Origin of the sequence: Campylobacter concisus (assembly GCF_902460675.1) — a bacterium.
Lineage (GTDB): Bacteria > Campylobacterota > Campylobacteria > Campylobacterales > Campylobacteraceae > Campylobacter_A > Campylobacter_A concisus_AJ.
Window position 1 is genome coordinate 283,512 of sequence record NZ_CABPUQ010000001.1, and the last position, 17,922, is coordinate 301,433.

At 33.8% G+C, this 17,922-nt stretch carries 12 protein-coding genes; all 12 read right to left on the bottom strand.

The features are described from left to right. Nucleotides 1–61 precede the first annotated feature (61 nt). Nucleotides 62–958 carry a type VI secretion system baseplate subunit TssG gene (locus tag F3G88_RS01375; RefSeq protein ID WP_149715177.1) on the bottom strand — a complete coding sequence of 299 codons (897 nt, stop codon included), beginning with the start codon at nucleotides 956–958 and terminating at the stop codon, nucleotides 62–64. Continuing rightward, the gene (gene tssF / locus F3G88_RS01380; protein ID WP_149715178.1) at nucleotides 955–2,673 is read right to left on the bottom strand and encodes a type VI secretion system baseplate subunit TssF; all 1,719 of its coding nucleotides are present in this window, start codon (nucleotides 2,671–2,673) and stop codon (nucleotides 955–957) included. Before tssF ends, F3G88_RS01375 begins: the two co-directional genes overlap by 4 nt. Continuing rightward, the gene (locus tag F3G88_RS01385) at nucleotides 2,673–3,062 is read right to left on the bottom strand and encodes a hypothetical protein (RefSeq protein ID WP_012001091.1); all 390 of its coding nucleotides are present in this window, start codon (nucleotides 3,060–3,062) and stop codon (nucleotides 2,673–2,675) included. The genes tssF and F3G88_RS01385 overlap by 1 nt, the downstream gene beginning before the upstream one ends. A gap of 8 nt (nucleotides 3,063–3,070) precedes the next feature. Beyond that, nucleotides 3,071–4,519, bottom strand: a complete 1,449-nt coding sequence (gene tssC, locus F3G88_RS01390) for a type VI secretion system contractile sheath large subunit (RefSeq protein WP_021089502.1) — start codon at nucleotides 4,517–4,519, stop codon at nucleotides 3,071–3,073. Nucleotides 4,520–4,521: 2 nt separating this feature from the next. After that, nucleotides 4,522–5,007 carry a type VI secretion system contractile sheath small subunit gene (gene tssB, locus F3G88_RS01395; RefSeq protein ID WP_012001089.1) on the bottom strand — a complete coding sequence of 162 codons (486 nt, stop codon included), beginning with the start codon at nucleotides 5,005–5,007 and terminating at the stop codon, nucleotides 4,522–4,524. Nucleotides 5,008–5,086: 79 nt separating this feature from the next. Beyond that, nucleotides 5,087–6,367 (bottom strand): type VI secretion system domain-containing protein, encoded by a 1,281-nt coding sequence (locus F3G88_RS01400; RefSeq protein ID WP_149715179.1) that lies wholly within the window; start codon nucleotides 6,365–6,367, stop codon nucleotides 5,087–5,089. Continuing rightward, the gene (gene icmH / locus F3G88_RS01405) at nucleotides 6,368–7,132 is read right to left on the bottom strand and encodes a type IVB secretion system protein IcmH/DotU (RefSeq protein ID WP_103637820.1); all 765 of its coding nucleotides are present in this window, start codon (nucleotides 7,130–7,132) and stop codon (nucleotides 6,368–6,370) included. A gap of 9 nt (nucleotides 7,133–7,141) precedes the next feature. Then, a complete protein-coding gene (gene tssK, locus F3G88_RS01410) occupies nucleotides 7,142–8,536 on the bottom strand; it encodes a type VI secretion system baseplate subunit TssK (protein WP_103598938.1) in 1,395 nt (464 codons plus the stop codon). A 1-nt stretch (nucleotide 8,537) separates the two neighbouring features. Further along, complete coding sequence (tssJ, locus tag F3G88_RS01415; RefSeq protein ID WP_103636743.1) at nucleotides 8,538–9,005, bottom strand: type VI secretion system lipoprotein TssJ; 468 nt, start codon at nucleotides 9,003–9,005, stop codon at nucleotides 8,538–8,540. Between the two features lie 115 nt (nucleotides 9,006–9,120). Then, on the bottom strand, nucleotides 9,121–10,470 hold the full coding sequence (locus tag F3G88_RS01420) for a thioredoxin reductase (RefSeq protein ID WP_149715180.1): 1,350 nt from the start codon (nucleotides 10,468–10,470) through the stop codon (nucleotides 9,121–9,123). A gap of 3 nt (nucleotides 10,471–10,473) precedes the next feature. After that, nucleotides 10,474–14,253: a hypothetical protein gene (locus F3G88_RS10155; protein WP_188117443.1), complete on the bottom strand. Its 3,780-nt coding sequence runs from the start codon at nucleotides 14,251–14,253 to the stop codon at nucleotides 10,474–10,476. Nucleotides 14,254–14,277: 24 nt separating this feature from the next. Further along, a complete protein-coding gene (locus F3G88_RS01430; protein WP_149715181.1) occupies nucleotides 14,278–17,868 on the bottom strand; it encodes an alpha/beta hydrolase family protein in 3,591 nt (1,196 codons plus the stop codon). Nucleotides 17,869–17,922 lie beyond the last annotated feature (54 nt).

Below are 17,922 nucleotides of genomic sequence, written 5' to 3' on the forward strand. Positions count from 1 at the left end.
ACAAATAAATATATTTCTTTTATGTAATTATATCAGATTTTTTTGATTTTGGAGTTAAATTTTATGAACAAAGTCTAAATTTTATAAAATTTGACATTTTTTTATCATTTTTAAGCCTTGAACCAAAGCCAATTTGACTACTTGTATATTTTGATCCAAGCTTAAACTGCATCTTGTGAGAGTAATTTATCTTCAAATATAAATCAGAAACAAATTCATCATTAGTAAAATAAGAAAGAGTCTCTTGAAGCTCTTTAAATTTATCTTTTGTGGGGAAGAAATTCACAGCCTCTTCGTACTCTATGCCGTTTATAAAGACTGCGATCTTAGTTTGTTTTTCAAAAAGCTTTTTTCCAAGGATGAAATTTTTACCAAGTGTCCTATTTTTATGGCCTAAAGAGTTTAAATTTGATGGGGCTATGAAAATTTGGTTTGGTAAATTTTCAAGTATAAAAAGCTTATCTTTTAGCCCAAAGTGGCTCTGAAGCGCAAATTCAACCTCTTTTTTTGGCCTTCTTTGGCTAACTGCAAGTGGCGAAAATGGCAGAAACTTCTTTGCCAGCTGCTTTTCTTTTATATTAAGCATATCAAGTAAGATCTTTGAAATTTTATCATCAAGCTCATCTTCAAAAGATCTTGCGTAATTTTTCAGACTAATGCTGTCAAAAAATAGCCAAAGCAAGTAGTTGTCAAAAAAATCAAAAAATAGTTCATAGCTATTGTCATTAGTCTTTGAAATTTTCTCTAAAATGTAGCTTGTTAGGTGCGAGCTGCTTCCTAAAAGGCCCATAAAATTTACAATTATCTTTGTAAGCTCCTGCTCATCTAAGCTCTCGAGCTCTTTGATCGGGTAGGCAAAACTTGAGCTATTTTTTAAAAATATCTCGCTTCTATCCCTATTTTTTAGGATATTTTTTATCAGTTTAAAAAAAGAAGCTTGGCTTATCTCTTCGCTCATACTAGCTCTTTCGTGCCGCTTAAAAACCCATAATCAAATAGAATTTTACTCTTTACGCACTTGATCTTAAGCTCGCAAAATGAGTTGATAGAAGCAAATTTTGATAAAAACTTAGCCAAATTTATACCTAGGACATAGACATTTCCAAGGCTTTCAAACTCGCTCTCATCTATATAAAATATACAAAGCACTCCTCTTTTTGCAAAGCCTCCATCGACCCTGTGGATCTGTTTTGTTTTTATCTCATAAAGTGAGCTAGAAAATTTCTTCAAAAACTCATCATCAGGTAGCATAAAGGCATTAAGCAGTGCCAAAAAAGAGCCCTTGTTTAGTATGCTTTGATAGCTAAATGACAAGATACTAACTAGCCTCCAGAGTAAATTTCCATCTACATTTACACGTTTTACGCTAGTTGGGATAGTTAAATTTTTGGTTACTACGCCTTGGTGATTTTGGATTTTGTTTATCTCGCCTAGTTTTAGACTAGTTGGCAGGTCACCGTTGCAGCAAAGCGTCTCGATGCTCACGGTCTGCTCTTTAGTGTCATTTTTAAAAAATGAAATTTCTTTGTAAGAGTTTAGCTTCATATCTATTTTGTTGCTTACAAAGTAATAGTCCTTTGATCTTTGGCTATTTAAAAACTCAAACCTCTCAAAGCTTTTGTAGTTTTTAAGTATCCTTTTTTCATTATTGCTGCTGTGAGCGACGACCTTTGTGATAGAGACTATCTCGTAAGCGTTTATGTTTGAGCGGTCGATGAAAATTCTATATTCGCTTCGTTTGTTGTTATTTTGTATAGGCTCGGCACCTTTGGCAAACAAATTTATCGCTGGCGTGGCAAAAAGGGAGAAATACTCTAGCCTTGGCACATAACCATTTGGCATATCTTTTGAAAAGACAAATTTGATGTTAAAGCTTTTTGTGTCAAATCTCTTTAAAAAACAAAGTCCGTTTATACGGATGAAATTTAGTTTAGATGAAAAATACGAAAGCTCTTTTATAAGCTCAAACGCCTCAAAACCAAACTCATCGCTATTTATCAAAGCTTCATCAAATTCATCCAAGCTAAGCTTATCAGCTCCAAGTTTTATCTCCTCATCGCTATCTTCAAAGCTTACGACTATAAATTTCAAGTAGTTTTTTAGCCACATCAAAAGAGTTGAAGAGAAGTATATGTTATCGCCAAGATATAAATTTAAAAAGCTGGTATCAAGCTCTTTGGTGCTAAGTTCATCTTTGGTGATAGATATGTTTAAATTTAAAAGATAGTCGCTTTTGTTGTTTGACATGAAAGCTTTTGATATCTTTAAAGGAAGCAAATTTACGTCATATATCGTCTGAAATTTACAAGCCACGCCGTTTATTGGCTTTGACTCTATGATGCTGCCCTTTGGTATAAATTCTTTTTTTTCTGAAAAGTCATCTCTTAGAGCAAATTCTTGCATGCAAACTGAGGGGAAAGGGTTTGTGTAGCTTGGCATTAAGATATTTATCAAAGACTCAGCTATTAAGGGGATATTTTCATCTAGCTCTTGCCTAATCCTTGAGGTCAAAATAGCCATATTTTCTATGATACTCTCAACATCAGGATCTTTGCTCTTAGTATCTAAAAATGGTGCAACTTTTGGGAAATTCTTTATAAAAAGTGCTCTTGTTTCATCAAGATACGCCATCTCTTTTTGAAAATAAGCTAAATTATTTTCATTATAATCCATTATAAAATCTCACAATATCTATTGTTTTTAAAAATAACCTTTAGCAAATACTCTTTGAAATTGTCGTTTTTATGCTTATAGTTTATGTTAAAGATGATACGCCAAGGCTTTAGCGAGTCATCATAGCCGATAGAGGTTATCTCTATTCTATTTTCGTTTGAGGTGATTAGTTCATATATCGCCATGCCAAGTCTATGGCCAAGCTCGTTTATCTCGACCCCGACCGACCAAAGATCGATGATACTATCATTTAAACGGCCGTAGTTTCCAAGCCTTGAGTTTAAGATAGTATCGATGTGATCTTTGATGTCGCTGTCTAGATCTTTAAAATATGGACGAAATTTTGACTCATCACTAAATTCATATAAAATTTTATCTATCAGCGACATGCTTAAATTTACTCTTTATCCAGCTTACCAACCAAAGAAAGCTCGAAATTTGCCCCCATAAATTTAAAGTGAGGTCTAGCTAGAAGCTCTATCTTATACCAGCCTGGCTCGCCAGCTATATCGCTAACGATGACTTTTGCACTTCTAAATGGCCTTCTACTTCTTACATCAGCTGGTGGGTTTTCTTGATCTGAGATGTACTGTCTTAGCCACTCATTTAAGCCACGTTCAACGTCACTGCGCTCTTTCCAAGTACCGATCTCTTCTCTTTGAAGTACTTTTAGATAGTGAGCCAAACGAGAGATCAAAAATACATATGGAAGCTGTGTGCCAAGTCTGAAATTTGTCTCAGCAGCTTTACCTTCTGGAGTATTTGGGAAAACTTTAGGTTTTAGCACTGAGTTTGCAGAGAAAAATGCTGCGTTGTTGCTATCACGTCTTAGCGTAAGTGTGATAAAGCCATTTTCTGCAAGCTCGAATTCTCTTCTATCTGTGATCAAAACTTCGGTTGGAATTTTTGTCTGAACGCTTCCGTAGTTTTCATAAGTGTAAGTTGGTAGGTCTTTTACAGCGCCACCACCTTTTGGTCCGATGATGTTTCCGCACCATCTATAGTCCGCAAAACTCTCTGTAAGTCTTGTAGCAAACGCATAAGCGCCGTTGCCCCAAAGCATATCATCGTGCTTATCAATGCTTTCGCGGTAGTTAAAGCTTTTTATAGGGTTGTCTTCTGGGATATATGGAGATCTAGTAAGAAATCTATTTACCATACAACCTGTATATTTTGCGTCTTCGTTCTCTCTAAAAGTTCTCCATCTTGTGTATTGAGGACCTTCAAGTAGGCTCTTTAGATCTTTTATGTTTTCAAGTTCGCCAAAGTTATCAAGTCCAAAGAATTTAGAAGATAGCGAAGTTAGAAGCGGAGAGTGGCTCATCGCTGCAATTGATGACATTTTGTTTAAGAAAGTCATGTCTTGGTTTGACTTATCTAGCTCATAGTCAGCAACTATCGCGCCAACTGGCTCACCACCAAATTGACCATATTCAGCTGAGTAAATTTGCTTATAAAGTGTGCTTTGAGTTATATCTAGATTGTTTTCAAAGTCATCTAGAATTTCTTCTTTTGTAGCGTCTAAAAGGTCGATCTTTACGTTTTCGTTGAAATTTGTTCTCTCAACCAAAAATCTAATGCCACGCCAAGTAGACTCTAGCTCTTGAAAAGATTTGTTGTGTAAAATTTCATCCATCTGAGCTGATAAAAGCGTGTCTATATGGGCTATCATCTCATCAAGTGCTAGCTTATTTATCTTCTCTTCAGCATTGTTTGTTGTGATGATATTTGAGATAAACTCGGCAACTCCTTGCTTTACTACGCTATAACTTTCATCATCTTTTGTATATTTGCTCCTTTGCATTATGCTTTCAATGATAGGAGTTTTTACTTTAGTTTCAGACATTTTTATTCCTTATCTTTTTCGTCTTTAAGCTCTAAAAGAAGCTGTTTTCTACTATCTTCATCCTTAATAGCCTCTAAAACCGCTTTTCTAAAATCAGGCATATTGCCCATAGGTCCTTTTAACGCAACTAAAGCTTTTCTAAGCTGCAATAGCTTTTTTAACTCAGGTACTTGGTTGATGATATTGTCTGGATTGAAGTCTTGAATGCTTTCAAAATTTAGATCGATATTTAGATCTTCGCTACCAGAATTTAGTCTATTTTTCACTGAAAATTCAGTATGAATGTCCAAACTTTTCATAACCTGATCGAAATTTATCTTATTTATAGAGACAACTTCGCGATCTTCAAGTGGAGTTTGGTTTTCACCGGTTAAATTTGAAACTACCATCAGCTTTAACGGAAGCTCAACATCTGCTTCTTGGTTGTTTGTTTTTGTTCTATAAACAATGTTTATACGTTCTTTTGGTGGGATTGAATTCTCTGCCATAATAACATCCTTTTTTGAGTAAATGATTTAAGAATTATAATTAAATAAAATTAAAGAAGTTTTAAAAAAACATATTTTATCACAAAAATGTTTTTGCCTTTATATAAATATCTGACAAATAATCCTTAAGCTCAGTGTTTTCTATAAATTTAACTATTTGCGAATATACAACTTTTGCATTATTATCCATGCCTTGGCTTGTAAAAATTTTGGAAAGCTCTAACAAAAAGCTGAGCTCGCTTTGCGAATTTGTTGTATATTTGCTTCTATCAAGGGCTTTTATCAGCTCTTCAAAGCTCATATCTTTTTTCATTTCGTCACTAGAGATAAAATTTGCAGTCTCTTTTTTACTAAAAAATTTAGCACTCTCTTCACTGAAAAATGCCTCTTCACTTTGAAATTTGAGCTTTTTCATATCTGGGAATTTTTCTATAAAATTTAAAGTCATATTAGAAACTAGTTCGCTTTGCTCGCTTAGCCCAGATGATCTTAAAAACTCGCAAAATATCCTAACGCCATCTATCCAAAATGGATTAAGGGCTAAATTTCTTATAAATTTCTCCAAATTTTCTTGGCTTGCTTCTTTCATATTTTTAAAAAGTAAGATCAAATTTTCATCAGGATAGCGTATCTGCGTCACTTGCTCGCTGCTAACTGACAAAGCCTTGATCCTGCCCCACATCGCCTCAAAAACAAGCGAGTAAGCGGTCAAATTTTTTATATCATTTTTTAAAAGAGAGACGGATAAATTTACAAAGTACTCCCTAAACTCTCTATCGCTAAATGTACTAATGTCGCTACTGCCAAAAGAGACGCTTTGTGAGTAGTTTGGTTCGGTCTTTTGCGGCTGTTTTGGCTCCTCTACTTTTTGAGTTTGCTTATTTTTCTCTTCTATATAAAGTGTGTCAAAGTGCGTGCTAAGCTCGCGTGAGAGCTCAGGTACAAGCTCATTAAAAGCTCTTGCGTCCGTTTCGTCTAAATTTATACCGTCCCTATGGGCTTGCGTAAAAAGCTCTATCGTTTGAGCAAATATCTTTTTTTTAGCAGGCACTTGCTTTTCATTTTTGGCTAATAAACTTGGCTCTTGTTTTAGAGTAGTTAGAAAAAATGAAAAAGCACTGATTAAACTTTTAAAAGCATATTTGTCATTTAAATTTACAGCAGAGATCGCTAAGAAATTTAAAAGCTTTACATCGAGGCTAAATTCGCTTAATGCCTTTAAAGACGAGCTATAAACAAAGTCCCATTTTATCGTATCGTGAGTCAAAGTCTTATATTTTGACATCTCGTCTATAAGGCTGATGTAGAGTTCGTTTTCTGAAAAGTTTTCGCTAAATTTGTTGAAAAACTTATCTTGCACTTACTTTTTGTCCATAAAATTTTCTATTTTATTGTTTAAAACGCTGTCGTTTTTAACGTTGTTTTGATCCATCGAGTAAGTGCTATATAAAAACGCAGCTGCAATCGCTACAAGCGCTATAAGGATAAAATAAAATTTCAAATGCCTTAGTGAAAATATCTCAAAAAAGCTTCTCTTTTTAGTTTTTAAATAGCTCTTTTCAAATACATTTTCATCAGCTTTGATAAGTGGCGAAACGGCTGAGGCTATATTTTCACAAAGGTATGAAATTTTCTCGTTGCAATCTTCTTGCGCTTCGTATTTGCCCTTGTATCCAAGCACCAAACAAGCGTAGATAAACTCTAAAAAGTCCTTGTTTTTACCAACGTTTTCAAACCATTTATCCATGATGCCAAAGAATTTGTTGCCACCTAAATTTTCGTTGAAAAATCTTGTAGTTAAGGTGTTGTTCGCCCAAAAACTGTTCATAAAAATTTCATTTTTAAGCAAGCTTTCATCGATAAAAACGCAAAGGCAATATCTAAGCCTAATGATGTCATCCTCTTCATAAATGCCTAAATTTGAGATCTTTGAAGTGGTGCTTAATATATCATTTATCAGCTTTTCACGTAAATTTTGCATCTCACTTTGTGAAAAATTTTGTAGTTTTGATACTCTGTTTGCCAAAAGAAGCAGTGGTAGCACGTGATCTAGGGCAGGATTTGCGCCAAGTCCTAGAAGCTTTGTCTGGCTTAAAACTGAAATGTCATTTTGATTTTCACTCATTTTTTATCCTTATAATAAAGCCCACATTTTAATGTCAGCGTTTGATAAATTTGCTGTTATATAGACGCTAATAACGCTTTGATTTGCGAAGCTTTTGAAAATTTCATCTTTTTTATCGATCTTGTAGTAGATATAGTCATTTAGCTTTGGCAATGTACTAGGTATTGCTGAAATTTGCTCTACATTTATGCCGCGAAGCTGTGATGAGACGATACTTTTGATGTTTGATTGGGTGTGGATTTTGCACTGTTCTTTGAAATTTTTAAGCAGGTACTCATTTTTTGTATCGCTATGGATAGCAAAGTAAATTTCTGAGTTTTCTATTATGCTTGGGTTATCAAAGACGCAGTCAAAAAAGCCGTGATTGTTTTTGACGATCTGTGCCATGACGTATTTTGGCGACAAGATATGCGAGAATAAAAGCCTAAGATTGTTTATTAACGGTACGAAAGTTTGACTTAAGTTGTTGTGATCATAAGCTATAAATTCGCTAAAACTATCATCGTGACTTAGGGCTAGCAGATCAGCTTGAAAATCAACTAGCTTTTCATATAGATACTCTGGATGAATTTTGTCTCTTTTAAAAAGATATGAGAATATCAAGTGCCATTTTTTCAGCATATTTAGCGTCAAATATGTTGAAATATCAAGCCTATTTTTCGCCTGATCTATGCCGCCTAAAAGCCCAGTATAGCTCTCCTGGTGCTGCTTTGTAGCAAAGCTAAACTCATCTATAAAGCTAGTGATAAAAGAATTTTTACTGATATCGATGCAGGTTGGGATAAATTTCTCATCAAGCGTTATTTGCTTGTTTAGGTCAATGTTTTTTATCCTGCAAATAGGCACGCTAAGCTCATAAGGCGTCTTTGAGCCAAGCACTCCTAGAGCCGATCTTTGGCTTGCTAGGATCAAATTTTCTTTATCCTGCGTAAAAGCAGACGAAAGCTCAAAGTCGTCTTTGTCATCTAGCTCGTTCAAGATATCGTTGCTAGCTTCATCATGCACTCTTGAGCTAATGAGCGCTTGTTTGGCTGTAAATTTTAGATTTGGCAGGTTGTTTTGCAAGCTAACATCAACAAGTCCTGAGCTAACTGGTAGCTTTAGCACTATGACAGCAGAATTTAGCTCACTAGGGCTTATCTCAAGTGGCTCTGGTAGGTCATCTTGATCTGGGGCGTTAAATATCGTACCATCTTGTGAGATGCAAGAAATTTTATTTAGCCCTATCTTGCCTTGAAGCAAAAGCTCGCTTGAAATTTCAAGCTCCAAAACTCCATATAAATTTGAAAAAGACGAGACGGTTTTTAGGTTTAAATTTCTCTCAAAATACCTCTCTTGCTGCTCGAAATGAACCTTATCAACGTTCATCCCGTTGTACCAGACAACTTTTAATTTATCAGACATTTTATTTGCTTGCTTGGATCTTAGAGCCGCTAGCGTCTATGGTATTTACGCCATTTTTAGTTATCTCAAAAACTATATTTTTCTCTTTTGCTTCTTTTGTTGATTTGTAAGCTTTGATATTTGTCTTGCTTTGATCAGCATAAAGCACCAAAATGCCCACGTATGGTACTTCGTCTGGATCGACATTTGTAAAAGCGTATCTGTTTGTATTTGGCTGAATTTGCGTTTTTATCGAGTCTATCTTGTCTTGACCAAGTATGTCACCATTTTTCTCAGCTAGATCAACTATGCTAGCTTGCTGAAATTTTGCCACATCTTTCAGCTTGTAAGCGATGATAGTCACTGGTACGTTGTCACCGTGGTAGTTTAAGTTTGAATTTGGGGTGTTGCTTATGATAAGATCTTTTGCACATCCTGCGATAAATAGCATAAAAATTAAAGAACAAAGAAATTTAAACGTTTTCTTCATGGTTTCCTTTACCTCACGTTAATAATATTATTTTTATGTAATTCTATCTAAAATTATTTTAGAAAAAACTTATTTTAAAATCAATGTTCTTAAATAAAACTTTAATGAGCGTTAATCAATCCTTTATATTATGTTCTTTGGCATAGCTTAATATCTTTTGCCTAAGATCTTCAGGGAAGCTATCTCTATACATTACTGGTGTTAAAGGGTTTAGTTTTTTGTCTAATTTACCAGCCTCATATAGTCTTGTTAGCTCTTCTGGTGTGTTGTAGTATGGTGCATTTGGATATCCCTCTGGTGGGGTTAGGGACATTATTTTAGCTTCTAGGAGGGTGGAGTCGATGTAAAGAGATAGCCTTCTTTCATCCCATTCTGCAGGGAAACCACCTTTAAAATCCTCTTTATTGTCATCTAGGACTTTCTTTATAAAGTTATCAAATTCGTTTCTCGTAGTCTCGTTTGCATCTAGGTCTCTAGGATCTAGTAGCTTGCCTTTGTCTTCTACAAGCTCTCTAAGTCCAGCATGAAAACCACCACTTGGTATAACTACTAAATTGTCCCTATTAAAATCCATCACGAAATAGCTTCCTATCATCTCATCAAGATAAGGTATCATTCCATATTCGTCTAGTGGGGGATTTTTATATAGTTTAAGAATTTTTTCGTAGGTATCTAAATTTTTATTTACTCCAACTGTATATGTATAGTATTTAAAGCAATCTGCTAGTACATGTAGTGCTTCTACTTCTCCTAGTTGGGCTGCTAGAAATACTGCTTGAAATTCTCTTGCTTTAAATCCACCTTCATTTCCATTGCCTAGCGATTCACTATCTCCTAATACTCCAGCGCAAATTCCCCACTCTCCTATAAAGAGTTCTGATTTAAGTGTATTTTTATTTCTATCTACTTCATCATAAATTTCAGCATATTCTGGCTTTGTTAGTTTGCCACTACTATCTACTCTACCTATGGCATCATCTGGGATATCTATCATAGTGCATTTTAGATTACTTCTTTTTACTAGATAGATATATCTATCTCTCTTATCTTTTAAGCTTTCATAGTAGGCTTTTTCTGATTTAGTCCATGGAGCTATCTTAGTTGAGCTTGGTTTATAGCTAATGTCTAGCCATGGTTTAAAAGCTAAATAATCTGTTTGACCTAGAGAGTTTGGTTTAGGGTTATAGTATAGTGGTTTATAGTTTTTATATGGAGATGAGTCTAGGATGGAGCGAGCTTGAAGGAGCATTTGAGATTTTTCTTTTAGATAAGCTTCATCATTTGCAATATTTTTTGAAACAATTAAATTTGTCTTCTTATCGATCTCAATTATATTTCCATTTGGCGCTATAACCGTATATGTATTATCCATTAAATTTTCTTTACTCATTAAATTTCCTTTGTTTATTATTAATAGTGATCCAGCTACTAAGATAGCTATGATGATAAATATGATCTTTTTCATCTCTTATCCTATATATAGACCATCTTCCATTACTATGGTAGTGGCTAAACGACCTATTAGGCGTGGTGGGATTATAGCCTTAGAAATATTAAATTTACCGTTACTATAGTTATCTTTACACCCCACATACATACCCTTTACATTATTGTTTCCTATAACATCTAGTGCTTTTAGTAGTCTTCTTGATTTATTATCTACCTCTGAGCCAAAGGTGTTTAAATTTCCATTTTTAAAGTCTTCTAGTATCTCCATAGCTTCGTTGTATTTGTCTATTGGCAGGGCTTGTTTTGAGGTGCCTTTATTTGCTTTATACATCTCATAAATTTCACCTCTTTGTTTTATATCTATTGAGTTTGATGGACTTATTGTTAGCAATGTTTTAACTCCTTGTAGCATAAGCTCTTTTGGTGAATATGCTAGTTTTTTGTTTCTTTTGTTAAGGTTATTAAAGAACTCTTCATCAGTTTTATTATCTGTTCTTAGTTCATCTAGGCATAGATAAGATATCATAGTATCTAGGCTTATATCTTTTGATAGGTTAGAGTCTAGTTTGTTTGTAGTAGTGTTTATATCATAGTAGAAGAAGTTATGATAGTCTAGTCCTCCACTAGATAGTCTTCCTCCTATGATAGTTCTTTTTAGATCTATATTTATAAAAGATGAGTATATCTCTATAGGATAGTAGGTATATTCACTTGTTTTATTTGAATTTGGTTCATAAGATGTATTCTTAACAGCATAGGTATCATTAAATTTATTTGTGAAATACTTATGAAGTATTAGTTCATAAGATCTTTTTTGGTGTTCGTAAGATGAAGTATAAGCACTATCTACCAAGAATTTAAGTCCAGCTTTTGCAATATTACTCAGTGCAGTTTTTCCGGCGTTTTTAGCAAACTCTTTTCCTGCTCTTATATATATGAGTTTTGGAACATTTATTTTATGTTTATTTATAAACCTTTCTACCTCTTTAGTACGGCTATCTGTTTTCATATTATCGTCATAAAGTGCAAGTAATACTCTGTGTTTTACTTGTTTTATAAGGTCAAAAGAGTTTTTTTCTTTTAAAATTTGTAAATATTTTTCACCAGTTTGGTTCCACAGTACAAAAACAGGTTTTTGGTCTAATATTGAAGCTGTTCTAAGTTCGCCACATAATAATAAGAAAAACGAATTTTTTGCAAAATTTGTTTCAAGTGTGGTTTCACCTATTGAAAATAACGCCTTTACAGCATTTTTCCATAAAAAGTCGCCAACTTTATCCATAAAAATTCCGCTAAAAGGGAAAATATCAAATACAATATCTTTCATTATTGCTTCTAAAGAGAAATCTATTATATAGTTATGTTCATCATCGCTCAATTGCTTTATTATTGCTTTAGACTTCTCATCATCTACAATACTACTTGTATCTATTGTGTTAGGTTTTCTAAATACTTTTTCAAGTTCTTTATATTCTTTGTCGGTTAAAGAGTTTTCGTGCTTGAATTTTTTTGCAAACTCTTCATCGTTCATATCATATTCACCTAGATTTACAGGCTCTTCAAGTATCTTTCTTAACTCCTTGTATACATTATTGTCTAATATATGTTCATTTTCCCCTACTTGATTTTTTTCTATTTTCTCTACTATCTCCTCAATACAAATTGCATTTGCTTGTTTTTTTGCTTCTTTTGTTTTTTTGAAGAAATATACGGGCAATAGTGTCTTTTCACCTTGTAAAAAATAGTTATTGGTTGTAAAGACTATGCAAGTTTCATCATATATTTTTAAACTTTCAAAGGCTTCATATGAGCTGTACAGCTCAATAAAAGAACTATGAAGGACTTCATATGGGTTGTACGGCTTAATAATAGAACTATCAAACATTTGTCTGATAGTATAATAACCCATAACTAAAAGAAATATCTTTGTTGCAGAACAATTGTATTTGTTTTTATTCATAGGAATACCCCTCAACTCACCGGATTTAGGTACTATATTGGTTTTATCTAAATCGTCATATATAACATCTTCATCATCTCTTCTATTAATATTTAAGAAGAAAGTCTTAAATTCTTCTATATTTGCCTCCAAAAATTCTTTCTCATTTTTGATTATCTCTTCCATATCTTTAGCATTTCTAAAGTGCCTATCTATATGACTTAAATAGTCAGTAGCTTGTGTAAATTCAAAGAATCTATCCGTGTTTCCAAAAATTTCTTTACCCATTGGTGTGTCTAATATGACATTCTTTGAAATAATGTTTTTAAATTTCTCGATCTTCTCTTTACTAACCCTTGTAAATGGACTTAAGCTTAATAAATATAGATCTTCATCATTTTTGGCGTCTATTTGTATAGAGTACTGACTATAGTCTTTTATGCCTTTTAGTTGTTTAGGATCGGTCATCTTCTTATCATCAGTTCTATTTAGACTATCTACTATCTTGTAGTTTAGGACGTTTTGTAAAAGGTGTTCGTTTAGCTTTGCGTTTTCTCTTATAGGGGCGTTTGAAATAACAAGATAGTTTTTAGAGATACCACTACTATTATTTGTATTGTGAGTATTGTCTTTTGTGGTTAAAGATTTATCTCTTAAAAGATTTGCAAATTTTAAAGAGTTAAAAAATGGATATTGCATATAGACAAAATTTGCTCTATTTGCGATCACGCACTCTTCTATCCTTTTAAGTAAACTCTCTTCAGCATTATCCTTATCGTTTTTGCATATTGATATATTATTCTTTTTGTCTATATTTTCATATTTACTTATCTTTGCATCAAATAGACTTTTTTCATCACCTTCTAATGAAAAATTAGAACAAATTCCAATGTACTCATTATAGTTGCTTTTTGTCCTAGTAGCTGTTATATCAAACCCTGAAAAGTCTATAAATGCTCCACTCTTTTGATCATCATTTGTAAAAACTAAGATATTATTAAACGACACTGTATTTAATAATCCTAGAGTAAAGCCAAACTTAGTAGCTAGCAAACTCATAACCGGACCAGAAAAAGCATAAAATCCTCTTTTTTGAAGAAATTCACTTACATTTTTTATAGCAGAAAGGGCATCTGGCACGGCAAGCAGTAGTGTTAGTGGTTTAAAGGTAGACCTTAAATCAGTTATATCAATAAGGCTAAAAAGAAATTTAAATATCTCTTTTGCTATGTAAAGCTTGCCATCATTTGAAGCTTTTTTAAGATTTTCTTTGATTTCTGTAAAGCCGCTCTTGATTGCCTCTATGCTCTCTTTTTCCTTATCGAAATTTTCATGCTTTAATATTATGGTGACTTTTTCTATTAGCGCGTTTTGTAGGTTATCCAGCAATGAATTAATTTGTTGATCTAATTTTTTATAGTTGCTCACTAGCTCACTAGATGCTTCTTCGAAATTTTTAACTTTATCATCTTTATCCCTAAACGAATTTGCAAGGTTTGCTAACTCTTTAGTAAATTCTTCTATAATATCCTTTTCTTGACTAAGCACCTCTAAATTTATACTGCTGTTTGCGACTTTTATTTCATCCGTTCTTTCAAAACCACGCTCATTTTTAAATAAACTAAACTTATCAAAGTACTTATAAGTCTTTATGCTAACATTTTTGCCTGCTTTTTTTTGATCATATAGCTTGGTAAATATCTTATTATATAAAGCATCTCCATTTAGTATATTTGTATTATAAAAATGATTTAAATCACGACAATAAAAGGTTATATTTTTATATGTCTCACCATTAACACTAAACTCGAAAAGCAATTCCTCTATGCTTCTAATAATTTTCGTATTATCTAGTCTCAAGAACGATCCTTATCTTTAAATTTATCAACTAACAAGCATTGTAAAGCTAGTTGTGTTTATGTCGTTTTCATAACCACTATCTAGCCCTTTAGCTATCTCAAGCTCTATACTTTTAGCCCCAGTTGGAGTTAAAAATACATTCGTATAAGTTTGCTTGTTTTTATCTGTGCTAGAGCTGTTAAACTCGTCTAAACTAGCAAAAAATCCCACGCCACTTTCAGGGCTATTTGCTTTTTTATAGTTCTCTTTATCAAGTGCGCTAAAATTCTTTGGAGCAACAAATACCAAATTTAGCTTATCCGCTCCATATCTTAGTTTAAATTCTTTGATATCATAACGCTTATCGTCATAATTATCCGCCAAAAGAGCCTTTAAATTCTTATCCTCTACGTCTATTCCCTCATCTAAGTTGAGCTTGATCTTACTAAAGCCATTTTTATCTTCAAATTTTTTATCAAATAGATAGTACGTAGCCACCAAAAGGTTATCACTTTGAGAAGCAAAAGCCTTTACATGCAGTCTTATGTGAGCACTATTTAAATTTGGATTTACCACCGCTGCATTATTATTCTCAGATGTTGGGCTACCTATGCTATGAGCTAGCTTTATCCTATTCTCTTTTTTGATACATCTTAGCGGTGAGCCAGTGTTGCTTAGGCACGCTGGCACTAGATCTTGCATAACAGCATAGTGGTTATTCATACTTTTTAGACTAAGAGCCGCTCTTGGTACGTATGCTACCTTGGTGCAAGGGTTTTTAGCCGAGCAGCCAACTATCGGTGAGTTTATAAAGTCAATATCAAGTATCACACCTTGATCATCTGACCTTATGCTTTTGCCCGCTCTACTTTTTAAGATCACATGGCCGCCATGTGGGCAAACTACCACATCATCTTCTATTATTGGATTAGCAAAGGCAGTACCGCCAGCACTTAGCGCACTACTTCTCTTTTCTAAATTTAGTCTCTCATTTGCCCGCTCAAGCGATTCTTTGGTCTCTTTGTTTGTTGGTTTTAGGTCTATATTTAGGCTTTTGTTTAGCAAAGAGTAGTTTAGTATGCTTGCCTGTGAGTTTTTATAGCTAACACTTAGTCTTCCTTTGTCTTTTTCCTCATCCCTTGGCTGATGAGTGAAGCTTAGTAGGTTAGAATTTGACTCCTCCCCGTCCTCTTCTTTTTTAAAGTATAGCGGATAGTCTGATTGCTCTGTGGCGGTGTTTAGAAGCATAGAGCCTAGATATACTCTTTGCTCCATACTTTTACTATCTAGTTTAAATATATCATTTAAGACCGCCGCGTCTATGATGCTTTTATCTTCAGCACTTACACTAAGAGTGTTTTCTTTTTTATGAAAGATATCCCCAAAGCTCTCATTTGCAAGAGCTCTTATATCCTCAGTTGCTAGTTTGTTATTGCGTGCTATATCGTTATTGCTTAAAGTTGATGGTTTATGCGCTATAACTATCGCTTCATCGCTAGAGCTTGCCTCATTAGAGCTAACGCTAGCTAGGAAATTCTCGTTTTCTTCAAGTTTTTTGTAGTCGGCATATTTTAGGCTTATTATGCTTTTTAGTATCTCTATCCTATCTTTTACGTACGTAGTAGCAAGCTTCATATCCACCTTGTCATCACACAGGGTTGTTATGCTCTTATAGATATTTTTATTATAAGCGAAGTATTTACCTAGTTCGTCTTTTTCTATCTTCTTATCAAAGACAAATAAATTTAAAGCACATATCGCCACTAGCATATCTATATCACCAGCTCTAGCACTACTTACTATCTGCAAGGCATTTAGCTTCTCTATATCCTCGGCGTCTAGAAGCTTAACTAAGTGAGCCTCTTTGTCGCTATTTTTATCTATATTTTTGCCTAAATTTTCGATGATATATCCAACCATATCTTGTTTAAATTTATCATCGCTAAATTTCCCTTGCTCATAAAAGAGGTTTAGATAAGCATAGAAGATATATAAAGGCGTATCAAGCATCGAGGTGTTACTTATGCTATCTATATCCACATCTAAATTTAGCTTCATCCTTATGCATCTTAGTTTAAATTTAAGCGACTGGATATACTCATTTAGGTAGTCTAGGGCACCTACGATATCTTTGCCCTCTATCTTGCTTGCGTTTTCTTTATGCTCTAAGAGATAGCACATCAAGTATAGTATCATCACACTTTCTTTTAAAAAGTGTGACCTAACTAGTATGTTGATCAAGTGTCTATTATCAGTGTTTTTATAGTCTATCTCATCAGCCATACCGACACCTAGCTTAAATCCAAGATCAGATATAACAGAAAGCGTAGGCTCCCACATTACATGCCAGTCTTTTGTATAACCATCCTCATTTTTACTGATACTTTGCTTTACACTTTCTATATGATGTATCTCTATGCCTAGATCATCACCCTTGCTAGCTCTTTTTATATTTAGGCTTGTATCTTTGTTTGACAGAGTCTTGCACGCCTTATCGTTCTTCTCAACTGCATTTACGCACTCTTTCACCGTGCTCTTGTCATCCTTAAAACCAAGCATGCCTTTTATCTTATTAAAAGCAGAATTTACTAGCTTTCCTAAAAAGCCATCTGGATCAATAAGTCTTGCTACATACTTTGCCCCTCTTACTATGCCCTTAGCTATAAGACTAAGAAACCTTACCACCCAAGTAAAAGCCGAGCCAATTATCCCACCATAAATTCCTGGAGCATTATAAGTATATAGCTCTTTTACTCCGCTATCTTTAAATGTAACAGCATATATCTGTGCTAGGTGTCCGCCTAGTGAGTGGCCTGATAGGATGACCTCTTTAGGGTCATGAGAGGCTTGCTCTTGGTTTAAATTTAAAGAGCTCTCATCCCCACCATCCACACTATTTAAATTTAAACTATGAGAATTTATAGCTTCAACCATACTTGATTGGAGTGATTTTAGTGCAGATATCTGCATAAGAGCCCTAGAGGTAATAGCCATAAAACCATCATCTAAAAGGTCGTTCGCCTTCATCTCAGTTCCTCTAAAGCCTATGATATAGTTTGACTTTTCAGTGTCATAAAACACTGACGAGCTAAAGCCTGATTTTTGATTTGGTATATGTTTTACTATCTCGTAACGATTGACAAAGAGCTTTGTACGAGGAGAGAGGTCTTCTTTTTTGTAAAAAATGTAAGGATCTCCAACCACTTGTCCATTTTCATCTACTGGAAAGTCTATAAAATTACTTATATCATTATCCAAAGTAACATCTTTTTTACTATCTGGCTTAGTTATTTTTTTATCTTGCATAAATCTTGCTTCTATTGCTAGAGCATAAGCAGTAGGGTCACCAGCATTTTTAATGGTATTATTATTTTCATCTTTTTGATCTGATTTTAGGACATCTCCTCTTGTGATACCATCTGCATATCTCCAAACAGGATTATTAATTTCTTCTTTTTTACACGAATTTATTGTATTTTCTGACAAATTTTCTAAGCCATGCTTTTTTGATAATCTATCTAGCTCTCCCTCTTCATTCTCAAAAATGTTATGAAGCATTGCATAACTAGCATCAGCTATATCCACATAGTCTTTAAAACAATTTATTAGCTCTTTGCTTGATTTTTTAGGTTGCATTACTTGTCCTTGCTTGCTCTTTCAAATTTGCCATTTATTATGTGAAATTCACTT